Genomic DNA, 24,812 nt, shown 5'->3' with positions numbered 1-24,812 from the left:
GGGAGCAGATGGAGCCCGACGCTGGCGCTCCGGACGACAGGCCGACGCGGCGCCGTCCCGCAAAACCAGCGCTGTCCGAGCTCGGCACCACGGCGACGGCCGCGTCGCTGGAGAAGCTCTTGCGCGAGGGGCGGGCCGAGCTCGCCGACCAGGCCTGGACGCCGCACCGGCCGCCGCGGCCGGAGAAGAGCGAGGGTGGCGTCCGCCTCGTGGTGAAGTCCGACTTCGAACCGAAGGGCGACCAGCCGACCGCCATCGCCGAGCTGGTCGACGGCATCAAGCGCCACGACCGCACCCAGGTGCTGCTCGGCGTCACCGGCTCCGGAAAAACCTTCACGATGGCGAAGGTGATCGAGGCGACGCAGCGCCCCGCCATCATCCTGGCGCCGAACAAGACGCTGGCCGCGCAGCTCTACGGCGAGTTCAAGAGCTTCTTTCCCGACAACGCGGTCGAGTACTTCGTCAGCTACTACGACTATTATCAGCCCGAGGCCTACGTCCCGCGCACCGACACCTATATCGAGAAGGAATCCTCGATCAACGACCAGATCGACCGCATGCGCCATTCGGCGACGCGCGCCCTGCTGGAGCGCGACGACGTGGTGATCGTCGCCTCGGTGTCGTGCATCTACGGCATCGGCTCGGTCGAGACCTACTCGGCCATGACCTTCACGCTGAAGCGCGGCGACCGCATCGACCAGCGCCGGCTGATCGGCGATCTCGTCGCCCTGCATTACAAGCGCACCCCCGACTTTTCCCGCGGCACGTTCCGCGTGCGCGGCGACACCGTCGACGTGTTCCCGGCCCACTACGAGGACCGCGCCTGGCGCATCAATCTGTTCGGCGACGAGGTGGAGTCGATCGAGGAGTTCGACCCGCTCACCGGCCACAAGACCGACGAACTCTCGTTCGTGAAGATCTACGCCAACTCGCACTACGTGACGCCGCGGCCGACGCTGCTGCAGGCGATCGACGGCATCAAGAAGGAGCTGCGCTGGCGGCTCGCCCAGCTCACCGACGCCGGCCGCCTCCTGGAGGCGCAGCGGCTCGAGCAGCGCACGCTGTTCGACCTGGAGATGATGGAAGCGACCGGCAGCTGCGCCGGCATCGAGAACTACTCGCGCTATCTCACCGGCCGCAAGCCCGGCGAGCCGCCGCCGACGCTGTTCGAATACGTGCCCGACAACGCCCTCGTGTTCATCGACGAGAGTCACGTCACGGTGCCGCAGATCGGCGGCATGTACCGGGGCGACTTCCGCCGCAAGGCGACGCTCGCCGAATACGGCTTCCGCCTGCCCTCCTGCATGGACAACCGGCCGCTGCGCTTCGAGGAGTGGGACGCGATGCGGCCCCAGACCGTCGCGGTCTCCGCGACGCCCGGCGGCTGGGAGATGGAGGAATCCGGCGGCGTGTTCGCCGAGCAGGTGATCCGACCGACCGGCCTGATCGACCCGCCCGTCGAGGTGCGCCCCGCCCGCACCCAGGTCGACGACCTGGTCGGCGAAGTGCGTCAGGTCGCAGCGCAAGGCTACCGATCGCTCGTCACCGTGCTGACCAAGCGCATGGCCGAGGATTTGACAGAATACCTGCACGAGCAGGGCCTGCGGGTGCGCTACATGCACTCCGACATCGACACCATCGAGCGTATCGAGATCATTCGCGATCTGCGCCTCGGCGCTTTCGATGTGCTGGTCGGCATCAACCTGCTGCGCGAGGGCCTCGACATTCCCGAATGCGCGCTGGTCGCCATCCTGGACGCCGACAAGGAAGGTTTCCTGCGCAGTGAGACGTCGCTGATCCAGACCATCGGCCGCGCGGCGCGAAACGTCGACGGCAAGGTGCTGCTCTACGCCGATCACGTCACCGGCTCGATGGAGCGCGCGATGGCGGAGACCAATCGCCGGCGTGAGAAGCAGCAGGCCTACAACACCGAGCACGGCATCACGCCGGAGAGCGTCAAGAAGGGCATCGCCGACATTCTGGACAGCCCGTACGAACGTGATCACGTTCTGGTCGCGACCGGACGTGGCGACGGCCTCTCGGCCGCCGGCGGCTTCGAGGAAGCCGCCACCATCGGGCACAATCTCGAGGCCGTCATCGCCGATCTCGAGACCCGCATGCGCGAGGCCGCGGCCGACCTGAACTTCGAGGAAGCGGCGCGGATGCGCGACGAGGTGAAGCGCCTGCGCGCCACCAACCTCGCCGTCACCGACGATCCCACCGCCAAGGTGGTGGATCTCGCCAAGGCGCGCGCCGCCGTCGCGTCGCCCGCCCGCGCCCGCCCGCACAAGCCCGACCTCGACGAGATGGGCATCGCGCTCTGGCACGAGCGCGGCGTGCATCGCCCCGACGCCAAGGGGCGCGATGCGAAGGGCCGCGATGCGAAGCGTCCGCGAAAACCGGGCCTCGACGAGATGGGCCCGGGCGTCGAATCGATCCCGTTCGGCCGCGGCAAGCCGACCCGCAACCGCGACGACGATTCGTCCAGCGACGAGCCCGGCTCGCGCGGCGACAAGCCGGCAGGCCCACGCTCCACCATGGGCCGCCCGGGCCAGCGCGGCGGCTTCAAGCCACGCCGGAGGTGACGGTCGAAGCGCTTCGGACGGCCGCGTTTCAATCACGAAGCGCGGACGTCCGGCCTCGTCTATCGCGCCAAATCACAATGACGCCGCGTTGCCGGTGCACAGGGCGGCATGTCGGCGTCTCGCGCTCGGGTGCACGGCCCCGCATCTTCCTCGATCGCGTGTGCATGGCTCGATCGAAGGCACTGTCCTACCGCGCCTCGCGGGAGGAGACGTGCCAGTCTCGACCGCGCCATATCCGAGCAGGCGACGCATCGTCGGGTGCGCGACTCACATGCGCGACGTGACGATCAGGCGTCGGCTCCAGGTGAAACAGAGCATCGCGATCGACGTCCCACCGCCATCGCCGCCCGCCATGATCGACGACCACCACGATCGCCCTTCCATCCACGGAACCCGATGAAAGTTCCGGTCGTTGAGTTCTTTCGGCGGAACCGAACGCCGCCCGGCGTCGTTCGTCGGAACGGTACTGTCGGAACGGTTCCCCTGCGCATCTGCGGCGCAACGGTATCGACATGCCCACGTGCCGGCTCTCGGCCCGGATCAGCAAGGAGCGTGACATGACGGCGAGGCGCGAGAGCCGGAGCAAAGGCGTCGAGACTCCGGTCGTGGCCGCGGCACTCGCCTCCGAAATGGACGCCGACCGGGCCGCGACCACCGATGGCGGCATGGCGGGCGACATCGATCGCGACGAGCTGCGCGCCCTGCTCGCCGCCCTGCAGGCGATGCGCAGCGGCGACTTCTCGGTTCGCATGCGCGGGGATCATGTCGGGCTCGCCGGAAAGATCGCCGACACGTTCAACGAGATCGCCGCCACCAACGAGCGCATGGCGACAGAGCTCGCGCGCGTCGGCGACATGGTGGGGCGGCGCGGCCGCACCCGCCATCGGGTCCGCTTCAGCCCCGCCATCGGCGCGTGGTCCGACATGGAGACCTCAGTCAACGGCCTGATCGACGACCTCCTGTGGCCGACCAAGGAGGTGACCCGCGCGGTCGCCGCGGTGGCGCAGGGCGACCTGATGAAGACGGTGCGGCTGGAGGTCGACGGCCGCCCGCTGGAAGGCGAGTTCCTCGAAGCCGCCACCATCGTCAACACCATGATCAAGCAGCTCGGCGTGTTCACGGCCGAGGTGACGCGCGTCGCGCGCGAGGTCGGCACCGAGGGCAAGCTCGGCGGTCAGGCGCAGATCCGCGAAGTGTCCGGCGTGTGGAAGGACCTCACCGACTCGGTGAACTCGATGGCCGGCAACCTGACGGCGCAGGTGCGCAACATCGCCGAGGTGACGATCGCGGTGGCGAACGGCGATCTCTCCAAGAAGATCACCGTGGACGTGCGCGGCGAGATCCTGCAGCTCAAGGAGGCCATCAACACGATGGTCGATCAGTTGCGCAGCTTCGCCTCCGAGGTGACGCGCGTCGCCCGCGAGGTCGGCACCGACGGCAAGCTCGGCGGCCAGGCGCTGGTGCCCGGCGTCGCCGGCATCTGGAAGGATCTGACCGACTCGGTGAACGCCATGTGCGGCAACCTCACCGACCAGGTGCGCAACATCGCCCAGGTGACCACGGCGGTGGCGCGCGGCGATCTCTCGCGCAAGATCACCGTGGACGTGCGCGGAGAAATTCTCGAGCTGAAGGACACCATCAACACCATGGTGGATCAGCTCAACGGCTTCGCGTCGGAGGTGACGCGCGTCGCCCGCGAGGTTGGCACCGACGGCAAGCTCGGCGGCCAGGCGACCGTGCCGGGCGTCGCCGGAACCTGGAAGGATCTCACCGACAGCGTCAACTCGATGGCGTCGAACCTCACCGCGCAGGTGCGCAGCATCGCCGAGGTGGCGACCGCGGTCGCCAAGGGGGATCTATCGCGCAAGATCACCGTCGACGTGCGCGGCGAGATTCTCGAGCTGAAGGATACGCTCAACACCATGGTGGACCAGCTCAACGGATTCGCCTCGGAAGTGACGCGCGTCGCCCGCGAGGTCGGCACCGAGGGGCGGCTCGGCGGCCAAGCCAACGTCCCGGGCGTCGCCGGCACCTGGAAGGACCTCACCGACAACGTCAACCTGCTCGCCGCCAATCTGACGACCCAGGTGCGCAACATCGCGGAGGTGACGACCGCGGTGGCGCGTGGCGACCTGTCGCGCAAGATCACGGTCGACGTGAAGGGCGAGATCCTGGAGCTGAAGAACACCATCAACACCATGGTGGATCAGCTCAACGCCTTCGCGGCCGAGGTGACGCGCGTCGCCCGCGAGGTCGGTACCGAGGGCAAGCTCGGCGGCCAGGCGCAAGTGCCGGGCGTCGCCGGCACCTGGAAGGACCTCACCGACAACGTCAACTTCATGGCGTCGAACCTCACGGCACAGGTCCGCAACATCGCCGAGGTGGCGACCGCCATCGCGGGCGGCGATCTCTCGAAGAAGATCACCGTGGACGTGCGCGGCGAGATCCTGCTGCTGAAGGAGACGCTCAACACCATGGTGGAGCAGCTCCGGTCGTTCGCCTCGGAGGTGACGCGCGTCGCGCACGAGGTCGGCGTCGAAGGCCGGCTCGGCGGCCAGGCCGCGGTGCCGGGCGCGGCCGGCACCTGGAAGGACCTCACCGGCAACGTCAACCTGCTCGCCGCCAACCTGACCAACCAGGTGCGCGCCATCGCCGAGGTGGCGACCGCGGTGACCAAGGGCGATCTCACCCGCTCGATCCAGGTCGACGCGCGCGGCGAGGTCGCCCAGCTCAAAGACAACATCAACACCATGATCGACAACCTGCGCCTCACCACGGAGCGCAACACCGAGCAGGACTGGCTGAAGACCAATCTCGCCCGGTTCACCGCGATGCTGCAGGGCCAGCGCGATCTCGGCACGGTGGGCCGGCTGCTGCTCGACGAGCTGACGCCGCTGGTCGGCGCCCAGCAGGGCGTCATCTATCAGATGGAGATGGATGCGGCGCCGCGCCTGCGCCTCCTCTCGGCCTACGCGGACAGCCTGGACGACGGGCACAAACCGATTCTCGTCCCGGGCGAGGGACTGGCCGGCCAATGCGCCCTCGACAAGCGCCGCCAGCTCGTCGCCGACATTCCGGCCGATGCGCCGCCCATCGTCTCGTCGCTGTTCAAGGCCACGCCCCGCAACATCGTGGTGCTCCCGGTGCTGTTCGAGAACCAGGTGAAGGCCGTGATCGAGCTCGCCTCGATCGGCAGCTTCAAGCCGCTGCAGATCACGTTTCTCGAGCAGCTCACCGACTCGATCGGCATCGTGCTGAACTCGATCGAGGCGACCATGCAGACGGAGGGCCTGCTGCAGCAGTCGCAGCAGCTCGCCGCCGAGCTGCAGGCGCAGCAGCGCGAGCTCCAGCAGACCAACGAGCAGCTCGAGCAGAAGGCGGCGCAGCTCGCGGAGCGCAACGTCGAGGTCGAGCGCAAGAACCAGGAGATCGAGCATGCCCGCCGCGCCCTGGAGGAGCAGGCCGCCGAGCTGGCGCTGACCTCGAAATACAAGTCCGAGTTCCTCGCCAACATGTCGCACGAGCTGCGAACGCCGCTGAACTCGATCCTGATTCTCGGTCAGCAGCTCGCCGACAACCCGGACGGCAACCTCTCGGCCCGGCAGGTCGAGTTCGCCCGCACCATCCACGGCGCCGGCACCGATCTGCTCAACCTGATCAGCGACATCCTGGATCTCTCCAAGATCGAGTCCGGCACCGTCACGGTGGAGGCCGAGGAGCTTCTGTTCTCCGACCTCGTCGAGGCGGTGGCGCGGCCGTTCCGCCACGAGGCGGAGACGCGCTCGCTCGCCTTCTCGGTCGATGCCGACGCGCTGCTCGGGCGCAGCATCGTCACCGATCCGAAGCGGCTCCAGCAGGTGCTCAAGAACCTGCTCTCGAACGCCTTCAAGTTCACCGAGCGCGGCTCGGTGCGGCTCACGGTCGGTCCCGCCACGTCGGGCTGGACCCCGACCCATCCGGTGCTCGGCCGCGCCGCCAGCGTCGTCGCCTTCGAGGTCGCCGACACCGGCATCGGCATCCCGTCCGACAAGCAGAAGATCGTCTTCGAGGCGTTCCAGCAGGCCGATGCCTCGACCAGCCGCCGGTTCGGCGGCACCGGGCTCGGCCTCGCCATCAGCCGCGAGCTCGCCGCGCTGCTCGGCGGCGAGATCCAGCTCCAATCGACACCGGGCGCCGGCAGCACCTTCGTGCTCTTCCTGCCGGCGCGCTACACCGGTCCGTCGGTGCCACGGCCGTCGTCCGAGGCGTTGCCGCCGCGGCGGCCGCTGCCGGCCATCACCGCTCCGTCGCCGACGCAGGAGGTCGAGACCACACGGGCCGAGAACGTTCCGGCGCCGCTGCCGGTGCGCGACGATCGCCACGACATCACGGCCGGCGATCTCGTCCTGATGATCGTCGAGGACGACGTGCACTATGCGGGCCTGGTCGCCGATCTCGCGCGCCGCCGCGGTTTCAAGGTGGTGATCGCCGTCCGCGGGGCCGAAGTGACGGAGCTGGCGCGGCGCTATCGGCCGGCCGCCATCTCGCTCGACATCCATCTGCCCGACATGCTCGGCTGGAGCGTCCTCGGCCGCCTGAAGCAGGATCCGCTCACGCGCCACATCCCGGTGCAGATCGTCAGCGTCGACGAGGATCGCATGGACGGGCTCGCGCGCGGCGCCTTCGCGGCGCTGGGCAAGCCGGCGACGACCGAGGGGCTGGCAGCGGCGCTGGACCGGCTGCAGGCCTTCGCGGCGCCACGTCGCAAGCGCCTGCTGATCGTCGACGACGATCGCGGCACCCGCACCGCCGTCGGCGAGCTCCTCGGCGACGACGACATCGAGATCACGGGCGCCGAGACGGGACACGAGGCGCTCGCGGCGCTGCGGCACACGCCGCACGACTGCGTCGTGCTCGATCTGCGCCTGCCCGACATGACCGGCTTCGCCGTTCTCGAGGCGATGAGCGCCGATCGGTCGCTCGCCGAGATTCCGGTCGTCGTCTACACGGGACGGGCGCTCGACGCCGAGGAGCATGCGCGGCTGCGCGCGCTGGCGCGCGGCATCGTCGTGAAGGGCGTCGAGTCGCCCGAGCGTCTGCTCGACGAGACCGCGCTGGTGCTGCACCGGGAGATCGCACGATTGAAGCCCGAGCGGCGGCGCATGCTGGAGCGGCTGCACCAGTCCGACGATCGCCTGGTCGGCCGCACCGTCCTGGTGGTGGACGACGATCCGCGCAACATCTTCGCGCTGTCGAGCGTCCTGGAGCGGCGCGGCATGCGGGTGCTCACCGCGACGACGGGCCGCGAGGCGATCGAGACGATCGAGGCGACCGAGGACCTCGCGCTCGTGCTGATGGACATCATGATGCCGGAGATGGACGGCTACGAGACGATGGCGACGATCCGGCGCGACGCGCGCTTCGGCCGGCTGCCGATCATCGCGCTCACCGCGAAAGCCATGAAGGGCGACCGCGAACGCTGTCTCGAAGCCGGCGCCTCCGACTATCTCGCCAAGCCCGTCAACACCGAGCAGCTCCTCTCGGCGCTGCGGCTCTGGCTGCATCGCTGAGGTCCGCCATGGACATGCATGATCCGCTGCGCCGCGACGCGATCCGGCCCGATCCGGTCGACATCCTGCTGGTCGACGACCAGCCGGCCAAGCTGATGAGCTACGAGGTGATCCTGCGCGAGCTCGGCGAGCGCCTGATCACCGCGACCTCGGCGCGCGAGGCGCTGCGTCATCTGCTACGCACCGACGTCGCCGTGGTGCTGGTCGACGTCTGCATGCCGGAGCTCGACGGCTTCGAGCTCGCCCGCATGATCCGCGATCATCCGCGCTTCGAGCAGACGGCGATCATCTTCATCTCGGCCGTGCATCTCTCCGACGAGGACCGGGTACGCGGCTACGCCATGGGCGCGGTCGACTACGTGCCGGTGCCGGTGATCCCCGAGGTGTTGCGCGCCAAGGTGCGGGTGTTCGTCGACCTGTTCCGCAAGACGCGCCAGCTCGAGGCCGCCGCGCGCGAGCTGGAGCGCCGCGTCACCGAGCGGACCGCCGCGCTCGAGGCGTCGACCGAGCAGTTGCGCGAGAGCGAGCGGCGGCGCAGCGTCGCGCTCGCCGCCGGCCAGATGGGCTCGTGGGATCTCGACGTGACGACCGGCGAGTGCCTGTGGGATCCGGGCCAGTTCCGGATCTTCGGCGTCGATCCCGAGAGCTTCCGACCGAGCCTCGCGACGGTGCGACCGCTGATCGCCGGCGAGGACATCGAGCGCATCCGCACGCTGCTGCGCACCGAGCCCGAGCGACAGACCTTCCAGGTCGAGGCCCGCATCGTGCGCCCGGACGGCGCTCAGCGCTGGTGCATCTGCGCTGCCGCGGTGACGCGTGACGCGCGCGGCGCCGTCACGCGGGTCAGCGGCGTGACCATCGACATCACCGATCGCAAGCTCGCCGAGGAGCGCCAGCTCCTGCTCGCCCGCGAGGTCGACCACCGTGCCCGCAACGCGCTCGCCATCGTGCAGGCGATCGTGCGGCTCACCAGCGCGCGCGACCCGCAAGCCTACATGGCGGCCGTCGAGGGCCGCATCCGGGCGCTGGCCCAGGCCCACACGCTGCTCTCGGAATCGCGCTGGGAAGGCGCCGACGTGCGGCGTCTAGTCGACGAGGAGCTGGAGGCGTATCGGCGCGACGGCCCGCGGGTCGCGACCGACGGCCCGTCCGTCTCGCTGCCGCCCGACCGTGCCCAGGTCCTGGCGCTGGCGCTGCACGAGCTCGCCACCAACTCGGTGAAGTACGGCGCGCTCTCGGTGGAGACCGGCTCGCTCGACGTCGCCTGGCGGTTCGACGGCGAGCGCGTGATCCTGAGCTGGAGCGAGGCGGGTGGTCCGCCGGTCCGCAAGCCGCAGTCGCGCGGCTTCGGCACCAAGATTCTCGAGGCCAGCATCAACCAGCAGATCGCCGGCCGCGTGACGCTCGACTGGCGGCCGAGCGGCCTCGCCTGCACGCTGGAGATCCCCTGCGGCCCGCGGCCGCGCTCGGCGCTGCCCGAAAGCGACGCCGGACCGCGGTCCGAGGTCGTCGACACCGGCGAGGCGCCGATGGCCCCGCGCGCCGCCCGTGGGATCGTTCGCACGATCGCCGGCGCACCCGGCGGGTGAGCCGAGCGCGCCCGCGCCCCACTCCGCTCTGGCACGCGCCTTGCTGACGCCTGTGCACCCGCTCTCGACCGCACAGGCCCGTGATGATGACCCACCGCATTCTCGTCCGTGACGTGCTCGTGCTCGCCGCCGAAACCGCACCGGCGCGGCGTGATGTTCTGATCGAAGGAGCGCGCATCGCGGCGGTGCGGGCGCCGTCGGCGACGATCGAGCCCGACACGCACGTGATCGACACACAGGTGATCGACGGGCGTGACAAGCTCCTGGTGCCGGGCCTCGTCAACGGGCACACGCATTCGCCGCTGAACGTGCTGAAGGGCACCGGCGACGTGCTGAGCCATCCGGCCTTCATGTGGCTCAACCAGGCCGACACCGCGAACCGCAGCAGCGACGAGATCCGGCTCTCCGCGCTGCTCGGCTGCATCGAGCACCTGCGCAACGGCACGACCGCCGTCGTCGATCACTTTCCCGAGCAGGGCTTCGTCTCCTCCGACGTCGATGCCGTGGTGGAGGCCTACGAGATCGCCGGGTTGCGCGCCATGGTGGCGCTGCGCGTCTTCGACGAGCCGTACTCGGACATCGATCCGCCGGGCGGCCTGCCGACCTCGGTCGCAGCGAGCAACCCGCTGACGCCGCCGCCGCTGCGGGACTCGCTCGACCTGATCGAGGAGGCGATCGCGCGTCATGATCACGCTGCCGACGGGCGGATTCGCCTCTGCCCGGCACCGTCCAATCCGAGCCGCTGCAGCGACGCGCTGCTGGAGGCGGTGCGCGACCTCTCGCTGAAGTTCGACACCAGCGTGCACATGCATCTGCTGGAGACGCGCATCCAGGCCGAGATCGCCGAGAAGCGCTACAACACCACCATGGTGGCGCATCTGGAACGGCTCGGCCTCGTGACGGACCGGCTCTCCTGCGCTCACACGATCTGGATCGGCGACGACGACATCGCCCGCATGGCGGCGGGCGGCGCCATCGCGGTCCACAATCCCGAGAGCAATCTCAAGCTCGGCGCCGGCATCGCGCCGGTCGCCCGCATGCTGGCCGCGGGCATGCGGGTCGCGCTCGGCACCGATGGCGCCTCCACCAACGACAATCTCGACATGCACGAGGTGATGCGGCTCGCCGTGATGCTGCAGCGGCCTGGCGAGCCGGATCGCCGCCGCTGGCCGACCGCGGCCGACGCGCTGACGATGGCGACGCTGTCGGGCGCCGCCGTGATGCGCGTGAACGGCCTCGGCCGGATCGCGCCGGGCGCGCCGGCCGACCTCGTGCTGCACGACCTGACGGCGCCGTTCTGGACGCCGCTCAACGATCCGCTCACGCAGCTCGTGTTCGGCGGGTCCGGCTCCTCCGTCGACACCGTGGTGGTCGACGGCCGCGTGCTGATGGAGGCGGGCAAGATCACCGCCTTCGACCCGGAGCCGGTGCTGCGCGAGGCACGCGATCTCGTGAAGCATCTGCGCGCCCGCAACGTCGCGTTGCACGGGCTCGCGGCCGAGATCGCCGCAGCGCTGCCGTAAGCTATACGGGTCCGACACGCCGAGGGCCTCTCCTTTGTCGTGCTCCGCGAAGGCGGAACACCCAGTACGCCGCAGCCTTTCGCGTGAAGCAACCGGGGCCGGTGAATACTGGGTCGTCCGCCTGCGCGGACGACGACCACCGAGAGGCTGTGCCTTCACTCTTCACCAAGCGCCTATCGGAGCGAGACCCGACGAACGCCGGTCGTGCATCCGTCTCGATTTTCGAAATTCTCCCCGTTTGCATACGAAACGGCAGTTTGCCTACGACGCTGCCCAGTTTCGCGGCAGCGACCGCGCCTCGAACCATACCTGGCATGCAAACCGGCGTGGCCCGGCCCTTGCTGAGACGACGGCGGAGGAGCCGCCATGGACCGAACCGACGTCCGCGCGTCCGATGCCGGGCAGATAGACCCTCGCGCGTCCGATGTGCGCACCATCGCGCAGGCCGTGCAGGGCCGCCTGTCCGCCGACATCCTGTTCGGCCGGCTCGCGCCCGACGACCGGCTGCGGCTGGAGCCGCTGTGCGAGAGCTACGCGGTCGGCATGAGCCCGATGCGCGAGGCGCTGGCGCAGCTCGTCGGCCGCGGCCTCGTGATCCAAGATGGCCAGCGCGGCTTTCGCGTCGCGCCGATCTCGCGCCGCGAGCTCGACGACATCACGGCGACGCGCATCCGGCTCGAATCCATGGCGCTGCGCGACGCCATCGCGCACGGCGACGACGCCTGGGAGGCGCAGATTCTCGCCACGCATCACCGTCTGGTGCGCCGGCCGCGCACGCCCGACCTGCTCGTCGACGAGGATTGGGAGCGGCGCCATCGCGCCTTCCATCTCGCGCTGATCGACGCCTGCGGCTCGCCCCTGCTGCTCGGCTTCTGTCACGATCTCCACGATCGCTTCGACCGCTATCGCCGCATCGCCGTCCAGGCCGCCGGCCGGCATCCGCGCGTCGGCGCCAACCTGCACGGCGCCATCGTCGAGGCCGCGCTGGCGCGCGACGCGACGCGCGCCGCGACGCTGCTCGAGCGGCACATCGCCGAGGCCGCGACCGACATCGCCCGCATGGTCGCCCCGCGTTTTCCGGACACGACGCCGCGCCGCATTGCCCGTGGCACGTCGCTTGCTGAGACGCCGGCACGTCCCCCGTCCCGTCGCCGAGCCTCCGGCGACGCCCGTCCGCGCCCATCCAGCCAGAAAGGAAGACCGCGATGACCTCACGCGACGATCGCTCGCTCAGCCGGCGCAGGTTTCTCGAGATCGGCGGCGCCGCAGCGGCATCGGCCGCCGCGCTGTCGGTCGGCGGTCTCGGCGGAGTCTCACGGGCATTCGCCGCGGAGACGCCGCTGTCGTTCCAGCTCTCCTGGATCAAGAGCATCCAGTACGGCGGCTATTTCGCCGGCATCGACCAGGGCATCTACAAGAAGCTCGGCATCGAGCCGACCTTCGTGTCGGGCGGCCCCAACGTCGATCCGGTCGCCAATGTCGCGAGCGGACGCTCGCCGCTCGGCGACCGGCCGATCGGCCCGCTCATCGTGGCACGCGAGAAGGGCATCCCGATCAAGGTGATCGGCACGGTGTTCCAGAAGAGCCCGTACAGCATCATCAGCCTCGCCAAGACGCCGATCACCAACGTCAAGCAGCTCGCCGGCAAAACCATCGCGACGGCGACCTCCGGCCGCCCGATGATGCTCTATCTGATCAAGGAGGCCGGCCTCGATCCGGCCTCGGTCAATCTGGTGCCGTCGGCGCCCGATCCGTCGGCGCTCGTCTCCGGCCAGATCGACGGCTACGCCGGCTACTCGACCAATCAGGGCGTGATGCTGAAGACGCGCGGCGTCGACATCGTCACGCTCAACGCCCACGACCTCGGCCTGCCCGAGACCACCGGCACGATCTACGCCCGCGAGGACTTCCTGAAGGACAATCGCGAGCTCGTGGTGAAATTCCTGCGCGCCACCGCGGAGTCGTGGCGCTGGGCGCTCGCCAATCCGGAGGCGACCGCCAAGCTGATGGTGGAGAAGTACGGCAATCCCGGTCTCGACTATCAGGCGCAGCTCGCCGAGATCAAGGAGAGCAAGCCGTTCATCGAAGCCGGTCCGGCCGCGACCAAGGGCCTGCTCACCCTCGACATGGATCTGTTCGGCAAGATCATCGCGCTGTATCGCAGCGTCGGCCTGGTGAAGGGCGACATGAAGGCGACGGATCTGTGCGATCCGAGCTTCGCCGAGGCCGCGGCCAAGGCCTGACGTCGACGCCTGACGCCAGCACCCCTCGGGCGAGCAGATCACGAGAAGGAACGAGACGCACCGTGTCACGGGACATCAAGGTCGATCAGGTCACGATGGTGTTCGAGGGGCGCGGGCAACCGGTCGTCGCCCTCGACAAGGTCGACCTGCATGTTCCGGCCGGCAGCTTCGGCTCGATCATCGGGCCGAGCGGCTGCGGGAAGTCGACGCTCCTGCGCCTCGTCGCCGACGTGATGCAACCGTTCGCCGGCACCGTCACGCTGTCCGGGGACTCGCCCCGGACGGCGCGCCACGAGCACGCGATTGGCTTCGTGTTCCAGAGCCCGACGCTGCTGCCGTGGCGTACCGTGCGGCAGAACGTCGAGCTGCCGCTCGACGTCGTCGGCCGCAAGAGCGCGCGACGCTCCCAGAAGACGCCCGACGAGCTGATCGAGCTGGTCGGTCTCAAAGGCTTCGAGCGGGCGCTGCCGCACGAGTTGTCCGGCGGCATGCAGCAGCGTGTCGCCATCGCGCGCTCGCTGGTGCTCGAGCCCGACATCCTGCTGCTCGACGAGCCGTTCGGCGCGCTCGACGAGATCACCCGCCAGCGCATGAATCTCGAGCTGCTGCGCATCTGGGCCGAGTCCGGCACCACGGCCCTGCTCGTCACCCACTCGATCGCCGAGGCCGTGTTCATGTCCGACCAGGTGCACGTGATGAGTGCGCGCCCTGGCCGCATCGCCGGCGTCGTCGACGTGCCGCTGCCGCGCCCGCGCAGCCTGGACATGATGCGCACGCCCGCCTTCTACGACTGCGTCAACGCGGTGCGCGACGGCCTGTTCGGCCGCGAGAGCGAGCCGGCCCGCACCGGCGAGCCGGTCGAGGCCTATTGATGAGCGCGGCGATCAGCCTGCGCCGGGCCGCCGCCGCGTCGTGGCGGCCGCTGCTCACCGTCGCGGTGCTGCTCGGCGGCGCCGAGATCGCGCAGCGCGCCGGCTGGCTGCCGGTGTTCATCCCCTCGCCCGGCCAGGTGATCGGCGAGGCGATCCGCGATCCGCGCCTCGTCTATGAGAACGTCGGCCAGACCGCGCTGCGCGCCGCCATCGGCTACGCGATCTCGGCGACGATCGCCGTCACGGCCGCCTCGCTCGCCGTGCTGGTGCGGCCGCTCTACGGCCCGGTCTACAATCTCGGCGTGACCCTGCACTCGATCCCGATCATCGCGCTCGCGCCGCTGCTCGCCACCTGGATCGGCACCGGCTCGCAGCTGCAGATCGCCATCGCGGCACTGACCAGCCAGTTCGCCATGCTGGTCGGCACCATCCAGGGGCTGCGCGCCGCGGACGCGCGCCAGCGCGAGCTCCTCCACGTGCTCTCGGCGACACGGCTGCAGATGCTGCGCTATCTGCTGGTGCCGAGCGCGCTGCCTTATCTGTTCGCCGGCCTCAAGATCGCGGCGCCCTCCGCGGTGCTGGGCGCCATCACGGCCGAGTGGGCCGGCGCCGATCGCGGCGTCGGCGCCATGATGCTCTATGCGCTATTCGCCTACGACACGCCGAAGGTGTGGCTCTCCGTCGTGCTCACCTGCCTGCTCGCGGCGAGCGGCTACGCCGTCTGGGCCGCGATCGAGCGCGTCGCGATCTTCTGGGAGCCGGCGACCGAACTGGCGGACCAGCCATGAGCGCGACCACCACCTCGCCTATCACGAAGCGGCCGGGGCTACGCGTGGCGCGGAGCCTCGCCCTGGTGGCGCTCACGGTCGGCATCCTGACGCTCGCCTGGCAGCTTCTCGTCGTCGCGCTCAAGATCCCGCCCTTTCTGGTGCCGCCACCCGGACCGGTGGCGCACGCCTTCGTCGTCAACCTGAAGACCATCGCCACCCAGACCGGCTTCACGCTGACCGCCGCCGCGCTCGGCCTCACCCTCAGCACCGTGCTGGCGACCGGCATCGCGCTCGCCTTCTCGATGAGTCGCAATCTCGCGCAGGCGTCGCTGCCCGTGGTCATCGCGTTCCGCTCGACGCCGGTCGCCGCCGTCGCGCCGCTCGCCATGTTGTTCCTCGGCCGCGGCATCGCCACCAGCATGGCCGTGGTGACGATCGTGTCGTTCTTCCCGCTGCTCGTGAACCTGATGCGCGGCCTCGCCGGCGCCGACCGCAACGCCGCCGAGCTGATGCATGTCTACGGCGCGAGCCGCTGGCAGCAACTGCGCTACGTCCGCATCCCCTACGCCCTGCCCTTTCTGTTCACCGGCATGCGCATCGCCGCCTCCAGCGCGATCCTCGGCGCCATGCTGTCGGAATGGATCACCGGCTCGAAGGGGCTCGGCAACCTGATCCTGGATTCCGGCGAGATGCGCGAGACCGAGCTCCTCTGGGCGGCGGTCGTCACCTCGGTTACCATTGCCATGTCGGTCTTCTGGCTCACCTCGGCCGGCGAGAAGCGATTCGTCCATTGGCGGGCCTGAGCCCGCCCCCTCCCCCCTTTGCCGGCATCACGGCCGGCCTCATCGAGACTGCATCATGAGGCTTCTGTCCGAACGGGACATCGAGCGCCTGATCGATCCGGCCGCCGCCATCGCCGCCTCGGCCGAGGCCTATCGCCGCCAGGCCGCCGGCGAGATGCCGGCACCGGGCCGGCTCGACGTGCTGCGCACCGACCCGAAGGGCGGTGCCCTGGTGTTGGCCGGCCACTCCTTCGACCATCGCTTCGTGGTGAAGACCAACATCCACGCTTACGCAGGCGACGCCGCGACGGACGCCGCGAAGCCCGCGCGCACCGCGTCGAGCGGTCTCGTGCTGTGGGACGGCGTCGCCTGCGTGCCGCTCGCCCACATGGCGACCTCGTCGTTCAACGACCACCGCACGGCGGCCGGCTTCGCCGCGGCCGCGCAGCTGCTGGCGCCGCCCGCCCCGCACACGCTCGCCGTGTTCGGCGCCGGCAAGATCGCCCCCGCGACGGTGCTGTATCTCGCGACCGTGCGGCGCTTCGCTCGCGTCGTCCTGGTCGGCCGCAACGTCGAGCGGGCGCGCGGCCTCGCGGCCCAACTCGCCGCAAGGCCCGAGCTCGACGGCATCGACATCACGGTGGAGACCGACGCCGCGACGGCCGCCACCGAAGCCGACGTGATCGCCACCGTCACCACGGCCGAGACGCCCATCTTCCCCGGTGACGCGGTGCGGTCCGGCACCTTCGTGATTCTCGGCGGCGGCAACCGCCCGACGCACCGCGAGGTCGATGACGGCTTCATGCGTCGCGCCCGCGTCTTCGTCGATCACTTCGACGGCGCCACCACGCGGGCCGGTGATCTCGCGCTGACGCTCGCGAGCGGCGTTCTGCGGCCCGAGCAGATTTTTGGAGAGATCGGCGCGGCTCTGGCGTCCGGCGAGGTGCCGCCGACCGTGCCCGGCCTCGACATCACGGTGTTCAAGTCGATCGGCATCGCGGCCCAGGACGTGATCACGGCCGGCATGGTCTACGACCGTGCGGTGCGCGACGCCATCGGCCTCGAGTTCGACATGCGCGACGGCAGCGTGGTGCCGCTCGCGGCGGCGGATCCCGGACCGTCGCCATGATCACGTTGATCCGCGACGCCGCGATCCTGACGCTCGACGCGGGCGACACGTTCCTGGCCCGCGGTCACGTGCTGGTCCGCGACGGCGTGATCGCCGCCGTCGCCGAGGGCGACCATGCCGGAGCCGAGACGCCCGACACGATCGTCGACGGCACCGACCGGCTCGTCGCGCCCGGGCTCGTCAACGCCCATATGCATTCGCAGTCGAGCACCATGGCGGGGTTCGGCGACCGACTGAGCCATCCCGCCTTCATGTGGCTGACGCAGGCGCACACCTCGCGCCGCACCCGAGACGAGATCCGCCTCGCCGTGCTGCTCGCCGCCTGGGGCATGATCACCAGCGGCACCACGGCGGCGATTGATCACTTCCCGGGCCAGCGCTTCACCGCGGCCGACATGGACGCGGTGCTGGCCGCCTGGGAGGAGACGGGCCTGCGCGCCGCGCTCGCCATGCGGTTCTTCGACGGCGCCTTCGCCGACATTTTTCCCGATGCGCCGCTGCCGGACGAGCTCAAGGCCCGCATGGCCGCGGTGGAGATTCTGAAACCGCAGGGCGTCGACGAACTGCGTGACCTGATGGGCGACACGATCGCGCGCTGGCACGGCCGCGCCGGCCGGCTCTCCGTCTTCCCGGCGCCGTCCAATCCCGATCGCTGCACCGACGCCGCACTGCGGCTCTGCGCCGAGCTGGCGGAACAGCACGACACCGGCATCCACACGCATCTCTTGGAGACGAGGAAGCAGGCCCGCATCGCGGCGGAAAAATACGGCGAGACGGCGGTGCGGCACCTGGAGACGCTCGGCGTGCTCTCCGCGCGCTGGTCGTGCGCGCATTCGATCTGGCTCGACGACGCCGACATCGACCTGATGGCCGCGCGAGGCACCGTTGCGGTGCTGAATCCGGAGAGCAACGCACGGCTCGGCACTGGCCTCGCGTGCGCGCCAAAAATGATGCGGCGGGGCGTGACGCTGGCGCTCGGCACCGACGGGGCGAGCGCCAACGACAACATGGTGCTGCACGAGGCGATGCGCGCCGTCGCGACCAGCCATCGCGCCGGCGAGCCCGACCGCTCCCGCTGGATCTCGGCCCGCGACGCGCTGCGCATGGCGACGACGGGCGGCGCCACGGCGCTGCGCTGCCCCGGCCTCGGCAGCATCACGCCGGGCGCGCCGGCCGATCTCGTGCTCTACCGGCTCGACACGCCGTGGTGGACGCCGCTCAACGATCCGGTGGCGCAGCTCGTCTTCGCCGAGACCGGCGGCGCGGTCGACACCGTGATGATCGCCGGCCGCATCGTGCTGGACCGCGGCCGAATCACGACATTCGACACCGACACGCTGGTGCGCGAGGTGCGCGCCATGGCGGCGTCGCTGAGACGGCGTAACGCCGACCTGTTCGCGGTGGCGACCGACATCGCCGAGGTGGTGCCGTGACGGTTTCAGGACCACGCGACGCCACGCAACGCCCCGTCGATCTCTTGATCACGAACGGCGTGCTCGTCTCGCCGGAGACGACGACCGCGGCCGACATCGCCGTCGACCAGGGCCGCATCGTCGCGATCGGCGCGGCCGGCACGCTGCCGCCAGCGCGGGAGACCATCGACGCGGCCGGGCTGCACGTCATTCCGGGGGCCATCGACGTGCACGTGCATTTTCGCGAGCCAGGCTTCTCGCACAAGGAGACCTGGACCAGCGCCACGCAGGCGGCGGCCGTCGGCGGCGTCACCACCGTGTTCGACATGCCGAACACCAATCCGCCGACCGCGAGCGTTGCCGCGCTCGACCAGAAGCACGCCATCGCCGGCGCCCAGGCGATCGTCGATTACGGGCTCTATGGGCTGATCGGCGAGCACAATCTCGATCAGCTCGAGGCGATGGCGCAGGCCGGCGCGGCGAGCTTCAAGCTCTACATGGGCAGCGAGAACCCGCTGGTGCCCTGCCCGCCCGACGGCGCCATCGTCGAGGCGTTCGAGATCCTGGCGCGGCTCGGTCTCCGCTGCACCGTGCATGCCGAGAACACGCCGCTGCTCGCCTGGCGCGGTGACAAGCTGCGCGCCGCCGGCCGAACCGATGCGGCCGCGCATCTCGAGCAGCACATCGACCTCGCCGCCGTCGAGGCGGTGAGCCGCACCGCGATCTTCGCCGAATGGACCGGCGCGAAGGTTCACATCGCGCACGAGAGCACGCGCCATTCGCTGCCGCACATCCGCTTCGCCAAGGACCGCGGCGTCGACCTGACGGTCGAGACCTGCCCGCACTACCTGTTCCTCTCGACCGACGAGGGGGCGCGGCTCGGCGACAATTTCATGCGGGTGAAGCCGCCGGTGCGCGAGCCCGGTCATGCCGGCCCGCTGTGGGACGCGCTGCTCGACGGCACGATCGACATCATCTCCACCGACCACGCGCCGCATCTCAGATCAGAGAAAACCCGCGACGTGATCTGGGACTGCGCTCCCGGCTTCCCGGGTGTCGAGACCTCGATGGTGCTGATGCTGGCCGAGGTGTCGCGCGGCCGCCTGACGCTCGGCCAATACGTGCGGATGGCCTGCGAGGCGCCCGCCAAGGCGTTCGGTCTCTTCCCGACGAAGGGTGTTCTCGCGGTCGGCGCCGACGCCGACATCGTGCTGCTCGACATGACGAAGACCGGCCGCATCTCGGCCGCCGGCCTCCACTCGATCGGCAATGCGACGCCGTTCGAGGGATTTCCCCTGCACGGCCTGCCCGTGCGTACGCTGGTGCGGGGACGCACCGTCGCCCTCGAAGGCCGGCCGGTCGGCACGCCCGGCTGGGGCCGCCCCGTCACCGTGGCGTGCTGAGCGCCTCGCACGCTCTCGATCAGACCGTCCTGATCAGATCCGCGGCCGCGGACCGTCCGGCGCCGGCTCCAGGCCGGCGGCGATGCGGGCCTCGCGGCGCCGCGACCAGCGGGCGCGCAGCCGCGGCGCCAGAGCCCACGCGATCGGCGCCGCCACCACGAAGCTGAGCACGATGTGCAACGGCATCAGCGTGCTCGCATTTTCGGCGAGCGGCGTCGAGACGATCAGGATCGTGCCGATCCCGAACAGGACCGCCTGCACCATCATGAAGACGAGCGCGGCGATGAACAGCCGTGTGACCATGGGACAACCTCCGTTTGCTCCGCCAACCGCCCGGGGGGCATGCAGGTTCCGTTACCGTCGGGACCGTGGCGCCGCACCGCGCCCCCCGCTGCGCGCAGGAACCGCGTCCGACCGCCCTGGTTGGTGGACGAGTGCCGGACGCTCGTCCGGTCGAAAAATACCGCCTGGAGGATCCGATGAGCAGCGCGATCAGCGACGCCGACAACAGCGACAAGGTGTGGGCGCTGATGAAGGACGTCGGCATCTGCATGCTGGCGACACGCGACGGCGAGGAGATCCGGGCGCGCCCGATGGGCGCCTATGTGCGGCGCGAGGAGAACGCCGTCTATTTCTTCACCGACATCCGCCGCCACAAGGACGACGAGATCGCCCGCGACCCGCATGTCTGTCTCGCCTTCGCGGATTCGCGCGGCCAAACCTACGTGTCGCTCACCGGCCGTGCCGAGGTCACTTATGATCTCGCCAAGATCAAGGAGCTGTGGTCGACGCCGGCGAAAGCGTGGTGGGACAGCGCCGAGGACCCGAACATCCGTCTCCTCAAGGTGACACCGCACGACGCCGAGTACTGGGACTCGCCCGGCACCGTGGTGAGCTACGTGAAGATGGCGGCGGCCGCCGTGACCAACACGCGTCCCGCGCTCGGCGAGAACCGCAAGGTGGCGATGTAGCATCGCCGCTGCTGCTGTTTGGGCGTGGCAGAGACGGGGCCGGCGTCAGCCGGCCTCGCGCCTGCGTCGTGTCGAACGCCTCCCCTCACGCTCCGATCGACGCTCCGCCCGGCCGGTTCGGATATCCGTGTAGATGTCCGGAAAACCGTCCCGGATGGTGCCGGCGAGTTCCTCGTCGAACACGCGCAGCGCCGCGGCGACGCCGCTGCGCGGCGCCTTGTGGGTGATCTTGTAGAAGGTGCGCTGCGGCGGCGCCGGATCGATCTGAAAAATTTCGAACCGGCCGGTCGCCAGCATCGAATGACCGATGCCGCGCGGCACGATCGCCCACTGCTCCGGATGCTCGATCACGGTGAACAGGAGCAGCGGGTTGTCGACCGCGGCCCACGGCTTCTGGCCGGCGTGGAACCAGTAGTCGTGCCAGGTGAGATAGCTGGTTCCCCACGGAACGAACACGCAGGTCTCGGCCGGCAGCGCGCGCACGTCGACCTTTCGGGGGCCGCCCTGCTTCAGCCGGACGCCGACGAGCGGGACCGAGAAGCACGGCGTCACCGCGACGTTCTGGGCGGTCTGCTCGACGAGCGGAAAGCCGACGTCGATCGTGCGCTTCTCGATCTCGTCGTACATCTCGACCGAGTGGAGCGAGATCACCCGGTAGGAGACCCTCGGCGAGCGGTTCCACAGCCGGCGGCACAGCTCCGGGATGAACGTCATGTTGGCGCTCGACACGGTGCCGATGACGAGATGCTGGCGCGGCTTCGAGCGGTTCACCTCGAAGGCCTCGCGCGCCAGCTCCTGCCAGCGCTCGGCGATCGGCAGGAAGGCTTCGCCCTGCGGCGTCAGCGCGACGCGCTTCAAGCCCTTGCCGCGCTCCAGCAGCGGATAGCCGAGCCGCTCCTCCAGCATCTGGATCCGCTTGCTGACGGTCGATTGCGCCAGATGCACGGCCTCGGCGGCCCGTGAAAGAGTCCGGTGCCGCGCCACCTGGAGGAAGAGATCGAGATCCTGCGAGTCCATGCAGCCTCCACGCCCCTCACGTCATTATTCTTATAACCGATATTATTAATTCCGATAGATCGCTTTTCCGATATTCCGTCTCGTGGCACCGAGAAGGCGGGACCCGACAGAAGGTCCGCCGCATCCCTCGGAGCGCCCCATGCAGGTCATCGTGACGGAGCCGATCCACGCGACGCCGCTCGCCCGGTTGCGCCGGGAGGCCGATGTGGTGACCTGGGACGACCCGCGCGCCGGCGACTGGTCTCAGGCCGATGCCGTGATCGTGCGGGCCGCCGCGGTGCCGCGCGCCCGCATCGCGGCCGCCCCGAAGCTCAAGGTGATCGGCAAGCACGGCATCGGGGTGGACGCGATCGACGTCGGCGCCGCCCGCGAGCGCGGCGTCACGGTCGTCTACACGCCGACCGCCAATGTCGACTCGGTCGCCGAGCTCGCCGTCGGCCTGATGCTGGCGCTCGCCCGCAAGCTTCGGGGGAACGACCGGCTGCTGCGCGCCGGCGCGTCCCGCCTGGCGCCGCCGGAGCTCACCGGCACCGAGCTCGGCGGCAAGACGCTCGGCCTCGTCGGGCTCGGCCGCATCTCGCGCCGCATCGCCGCGATCGGCCGCGCCGGCTTCGGCATGCGGATCGCCGGTTACGACCCTTACGTCTCCGCCGAGAGCGCCGCGGCGCTCGGCATCACGCACCACGCGGCCCTGGAGACGCTGCTCGCCGAAGCCGACGTGATCAGCATCAGCGTGCCCTACGGGCCGCAGACCCATCATCTGATCGACGCCGCCGCGCTCGCCGCCTGCCGGCCGGGCAGTCTCCTGGTCAACACGGCGCGCGGCGGCGTGGTCGACGAGCGCGCGCTCGCCGCGGCGCTCGCCGCCGGCCGCCTCGCCGGCGCCGCCTGCGACGTGTTCGAGCAGGAGCCGCCGAAGCCCGACCATCCGCTGCTCGCGCAATCGAACTTCATCGGCACGCTGCATGTCGGCGCGGCGACCGAGGAGGCGCTGCTGCGCGTCGGCACCATCGTGGTCGACGACGTGCTCGCGGTGCTGCGCGGCGCGGCGCCGCAATTCGCCTACGCCTGACCACCCCGGCGCCGCCTGTGCGCGCCCCTTTGCTTGTCTCGGAGCCCGACGTGTCCCTTCCTGGAAACCGCATCTACACCCGCATCGAGCGCCCGGCGCCCGACCTCGTCGAGGCCTTCCGCGGGCTGCCGACCCCGAACATCGCCGACAACATGTCGCGCATGTTCTGCGCCTGCAGCGCCATCGCGCCGGTTCTCCCGGAGATGACGCTGTGCGGCCCGGCCTTCACCGTGAAGGTCAATCCCGGCGACAATCTCTTCATCCACAAGGCGCTCGATCTCGCCCAGCCGGGCGACATCGTGGTCGTCGACGGCCAGGGCGACACCACCAACGCGCTGATCGGCGAGATCATGGTGCGCTACGCCGCGTCGCGCCGCATCGGCGGCCTGGTGCTCGACGGCACCATGCGGGACCGCGCCGGCATCGCGGCGCTCGGCGTCCTGCCGGTGTTCTCGCGCGGCTACACGCCGATGGGGCCGTACAAGAACGGCTGCGGCGAGATCAACACGGTGATCTCCTGCGGCGGCGCCGTGGTGCGGCCGGGCGACATCGTGGTCGGCGACGCCGACGGCGTCGTCTTCGTTCAGGCCCGCGACGCCCGCACCGTGCTGACCGCCGCGCAGGCGATGTCGGCCAACGAGCAGAAGATCTTCGCCGACATCGCGGCGGGCCGCTACGACCGCGGCTGGGTCGACGCCAAGCTGCGCCAGAGCGGCACGGAGATCATCGACGACGTCTACGGGTACTGACCGACCGGCGCCGCACGCAGCGGCGCACGACCGACGTCACAGATCAGAGACGGACCAATTCAGAGACGGCAAGATCACGAGGGGAGGCGAACAATGAAACGAATGTCTCGCAGGCACATGGTCGGCACCGTCGCGGGCGCGGCGCTCGCGCTCGCCATCGCGCAGCCCGCCTTCGCGGCGTGGCCGGACGACAAGCCGATCGAGGTCGTGGTCGGCTACGCGGCCGGCGGCGGCACCGACGTGATGGCGCGCAAGCTGTTCCAGTCGGTGCAGAAGCGGCTCGGCGACAAGGCCAAGATCGTGGTGATCAACAAGCCCGGCGCGGCCGGCGAGATCGCCAGCGCGTATCTCACCCGCTCGGCGCCGGACGGCTACACGATCGGCGTCGTCAACCTGCCGCCCTTCGTGGTCGTGCCGATGATCAAGAAGGCGCAGTACAGCGTCGACGACGTGCGCTTCGTCGCCCGGGTGGTCGACGATCCGACCGTGCTGGTGGTGCGCACCGACAGCCGCTTCAAGAGCCTCGGAGACTTGCTCGCGGCGTTGCGCGAAAAACCGGGCACGATCGCGCTCGGCCACAACGGCACCGGCACCAACAGCCATCTGGCGATCCGCCTGCTCGCCGAGGCCGCCAAGGTCGCGCCCAACGAGGTGCCTTACAAGGGCACGGCGGCGCAGAAGACCGACGTGCTCGGCGGCCATCTCGACGTCGGGCTGATCAGCGTCGGCGAGGTGCCCGAGCTGCACGGCGGCGCCACCGGCGACATGCGGGTGCTGGCGCAGCTCTCCGACACGCGCTCGCCGGCCCTGCCCGGCGTGCCGACGGCGCGCGAATCCGGCGTCGCCGTGGTGATGTCGTCGGAACGCGGCGTCGCGGTGCCCAAGGGCGTGCCGGACGCGATCGTCCAAAAGCTCGAGGCGGCGATCGCCGAGAGCGTCCGCGATCCCGAGTTCATCGCCGCCTCGCCGGGCGACGCGCCGGTGCTGGCCTATCTGCCCGGCGCGCAATGGCAGGCGTCGCTCGCCAAGAGCATGGACGCGCTGCGCAAGCTCGCCGATTCGCTGCCCAAGTGACGGCGACGCCGCCCGACCTCCGGCCCGGCCACCCCGCCGGCCGGGTCGGAGGTCGGGCGGCGTCGCCGTCAC

At 70.0% G+C, this 24,812-nt stretch carries 18 protein-coding genes; 16 read left to right on the top strand and 2 right to left on the bottom strand.

Annotated elements, in window-relative coordinates:
* The 12 genes from uvrB to CCR97_RS28145 all read left to right on the top strand — a co-directional run.
* Positions 1 to 2,585 (top strand): excinuclease ABC subunit UvrB (gene uvrB / locus CCR97_RS28200; RefSeq protein WP_274611564.1); only part of this gene is annotated, 2,585 nt, incomplete at its 5' end.
* A 557-nt stretch (positions 2,586 to 3,142) separates the two neighbouring features.
* Positions 3,143 to 8,134 (top strand): HAMP domain-containing protein, encoded by a 4,992-nt coding sequence (locus CCR97_RS28195; protein ID WP_420826106.1) that lies wholly within the window; start codon positions 3,143 to 3,145, stop codon positions 8,132 to 8,134.
* A gap of 8 nt (positions 8,135 to 8,142) precedes the next feature.
* A complete protein-coding gene (locus CCR97_RS28190; protein WP_244670721.1) occupies positions 8,143 to 9,723 on the top strand; it encodes an HWE histidine kinase domain-containing protein in 1,581 nt (526 codons plus the stop codon).
* Between the two features lie 83 nt (positions 9,724 to 9,806).
* Positions 9,807 to 11,246: an amidohydrolase family protein gene (locus CCR97_RS28185; RefSeq protein WP_111356233.1), complete on the top strand. Its 1,440-nt coding sequence runs from the start codon at positions 9,807 to 9,809 to the stop codon at positions 11,244 to 11,246.
* A gap of 366 nt (positions 11,247 to 11,612) precedes the next feature.
* Positions 11,613 to 12,455, top strand: coding sequence for a GntR family transcriptional regulator (locus CCR97_RS28180; protein WP_111356234.1), 843 nt, complete (start codon positions 11,613 to 11,615; stop codon positions 12,453 to 12,455).
* Positions 12,452 to 13,489 (top strand): ABC transporter substrate-binding protein, encoded by a 1,038-nt coding sequence (locus tag CCR97_RS28175; RefSeq protein WP_111356235.1) that lies wholly within the window; start codon positions 12,452 to 12,454, stop codon positions 13,487 to 13,489. Before CCR97_RS28180 ends, CCR97_RS28175 begins: the two co-directional genes overlap by 4 nt.
* 62 nt (positions 13,490 to 13,551) lie before the next feature.
* Positions 13,552 to 14,361, top strand: coding sequence for an ABC transporter ATP-binding protein (locus CCR97_RS28170; RefSeq protein WP_245428761.1), 810 nt, complete (start codon positions 13,552 to 13,554; stop codon positions 14,359 to 14,361).
* Complete coding sequence (locus tag CCR97_RS28165) at positions 14,361 to 15,149, top strand: ABC transporter permease (protein WP_111356236.1); 789 nt, start codon at positions 14,361 to 14,363, stop codon at positions 15,147 to 15,149. Before CCR97_RS28170 ends, CCR97_RS28165 begins: the two co-directional genes overlap by 1 nt.
* The gene (locus tag CCR97_RS28160; RefSeq protein ID WP_111356237.1) at positions 15,146 to 15,934 is read left to right on the top strand and encodes an ABC transporter permease; all 789 of its coding nucleotides are present in this window, start codon (positions 15,146 to 15,148) and stop codon (positions 15,932 to 15,934) included. Before CCR97_RS28165 ends, CCR97_RS28160 begins: the two co-directional genes overlap by 4 nt.
* Before the next feature lie 55 nt (positions 15,935 to 15,989).
* On the top strand, positions 15,990 to 17,042 hold the full coding sequence (locus CCR97_RS28155; RefSeq protein WP_111356238.1) for a hypothetical protein: 1,053 nt from the start codon (positions 15,990 to 15,992) through the stop codon (positions 17,040 to 17,042).
* Positions 17,039 to 18,475 (top strand): amidohydrolase family protein, encoded by a 1,437-nt coding sequence (locus CCR97_RS28150; RefSeq protein ID WP_111356239.1) that lies wholly within the window; start codon positions 17,039 to 17,041, stop codon positions 18,473 to 18,475. The genes CCR97_RS28155 and CCR97_RS28150 overlap by 4 nt, the downstream gene beginning before the upstream one ends.
* A complete protein-coding gene (locus CCR97_RS28145) occupies positions 18,472 to 19,857 on the top strand; it encodes a dihydroorotase (protein ID WP_111356240.1) in 1,386 nt (461 codons plus the stop codon). Before CCR97_RS28150 ends, CCR97_RS28145 begins: the two co-directional genes overlap by 4 nt.
* A gap of 33 nt (positions 19,858 to 19,890) precedes the next feature.
* On the opposite strand, the gene CCR97_RS28140 is transcribed toward CCR97_RS28145, so the two are convergent.
* Positions 19,891 to 20,160 carry a hypothetical protein gene (locus CCR97_RS28140; RefSeq protein WP_111356241.1) on the bottom strand — a complete coding sequence of 90 codons (270 nt, stop codon included), beginning with the start codon at positions 20,158 to 20,160 and terminating at the stop codon, positions 19,891 to 19,893.
* Between the two features lie 176 nt (positions 20,161 to 20,336).
* Between CCR97_RS28140 and CCR97_RS28135 the strand changes: the two genes are divergently transcribed.
* Positions 20,337 to 20,828 (top strand): pyridoxamine 5'-phosphate oxidase family protein, encoded by a 492-nt coding sequence (locus CCR97_RS28135; protein WP_111356242.1) that lies wholly within the window; start codon positions 20,337 to 20,339, stop codon positions 20,826 to 20,828.
* A gap of 45 nt (positions 20,829 to 20,873) precedes the next feature.
* Here CCR97_RS28135 and CCR97_RS28130 read toward each other — a convergent pair whose 3' ends face one another.
* Positions 20,874 to 21,845, bottom strand: a complete 972-nt coding sequence (locus CCR97_RS28130; RefSeq protein WP_111356243.1) for a LysR family transcriptional regulator — start codon at positions 21,843 to 21,845, stop codon at positions 20,874 to 20,876.
* A 139-nt stretch (positions 21,846 to 21,984) separates the two neighbouring features.
* Between CCR97_RS28130 and CCR97_RS28125 the strand changes: the two genes are divergently transcribed.
* The 3 genes from CCR97_RS28125 to CCR97_RS28115 all read left to right on the top strand — a co-directional run bounded on the left by CCR97_RS28125 (position 21,985) and on the right by CCR97_RS28115 (position 24,740).
* A complete protein-coding gene (locus tag CCR97_RS28125) occupies positions 21,985 to 22,917 on the top strand; it encodes an NAD(P)-dependent oxidoreductase (protein WP_201160101.1) in 933 nt (310 codons plus the stop codon).
* 50 nt (positions 22,918 to 22,967) lie between these two features.
* Positions 22,968 to 23,666 (top strand): RraA family protein, encoded by a 699-nt coding sequence (locus CCR97_RS28120; RefSeq protein ID WP_111360519.1) that lies wholly within the window; start codon positions 22,968 to 22,970, stop codon positions 23,664 to 23,666.
* Between the two features lie 93 nt (positions 23,667 to 23,759).
* Entirely contained in the window at positions 23,760 to 24,740 is a 981-nt protein-coding gene (locus CCR97_RS28115; protein WP_111360520.1) for a tripartite tricarboxylate transporter substrate binding protein, read from the top strand.
* Positions 24,741 to 24,812 lie beyond the last annotated feature (72 nt).

Source organism: Rhodoplanes elegans (assembly GCF_016653355.1).
GTDB lineage: Bacteria > Pseudomonadota > Alphaproteobacteria > Rhizobiales > Xanthobacteraceae > Rhodoplanes > Rhodoplanes elegans.
This window is presented reverse-complemented; position numbering and strand designations above follow the sequence as displayed.

What these genes read in the sequence shown, in the direction of transcription:
- CCR97_RS28115 (WP_111360520.1), top strand. Translation starts at nt 23,760, where the DNA reads ATGAAACGAATGTCTCGCAGGCACATGGTCGGCACCGTCGCGGGCGCG.
- CCR97_RS28195 (WP_420826106.1), top strand. Translation starts at nt 3,143, where the DNA reads ATGACGGCGAGGCGCGAGAGCCGGAGCAAAGGCGTCGAGACTCCGGTC.
- CCR97_RS28125 (WP_201160101.1), top strand. Translation starts at nt 21,985, where the DNA reads ATGCAGGTCATCGTGACGGAGCCGATCCACGCGACGCCGCTCGCCCGG.
- CCR97_RS28150 (WP_111356239.1), top strand. Translation starts at nt 17,039, where the DNA reads ATGATCACGTTGATCCGCGACGCCGCGATCCTGACGCTCGACGCGGGC.
- CCR97_RS28140 (WP_111356241.1), bottom strand. Translation starts at nt 20,160, where the DNA reads ATGGTCACACGGCTGTTCATCGCCGCGCTCGTCTTCATGATGGTGCAG.
- CCR97_RS28160 (WP_111356237.1), top strand. Translation starts at nt 15,146, where the DNA reads ATGAGCGCGACCACCACCTCGCCTATCACGAAGCGGCCGGGGCTACGC.
- CCR97_RS28190 (WP_244670721.1), top strand. Translation starts at nt 8,143, where the DNA reads ATGGACATGCATGATCCGCTGCGCCGCGACGCGATCCGGCCCGATCCG.
- CCR97_RS28175 (WP_111356235.1), top strand. Translation starts at nt 12,452, where the DNA reads ATGACCTCACGCGACGATCGCTCGCTCAGCCGGCGCAGGTTTCTCGAG.
- CCR97_RS28135 (WP_111356242.1), top strand. Translation starts at nt 20,337, where the DNA reads ATGAGCAGCGCGATCAGCGACGCCGACAACAGCGACAAGGTGTGGGCG.
- CCR97_RS28165 (WP_111356236.1), top strand. Translation starts at nt 14,361, where the DNA reads ATGAGCGCGGCGATCAGCCTGCGCCGGGCCGCCGCCGCGTCGTGGCGG.
- CCR97_RS28180 (WP_111356234.1), top strand. Translation starts at nt 11,613, where the DNA reads ATGGACCGAACCGACGTCCGCGCGTCCGATGCCGGGCAGATAGACCCT.
- CCR97_RS28130 (WP_111356243.1), bottom strand. Translation starts at nt 21,845, where the DNA reads ATGGACTCGCAGGATCTCGATCTCTTCCTCCAGGTGGCGCGGCACCGG.
- CCR97_RS28185 (WP_111356233.1), top strand. Translation starts at nt 9,807, where the DNA reads ATGATGACCCACCGCATTCTCGTCCGTGACGTGCTCGTGCTCGCCGCC.
- CCR97_RS28155 (WP_111356238.1), top strand. Translation starts at nt 15,990, where the DNA reads ATGAGGCTTCTGTCCGAACGGGACATCGAGCGCCTGATCGATCCGGCC.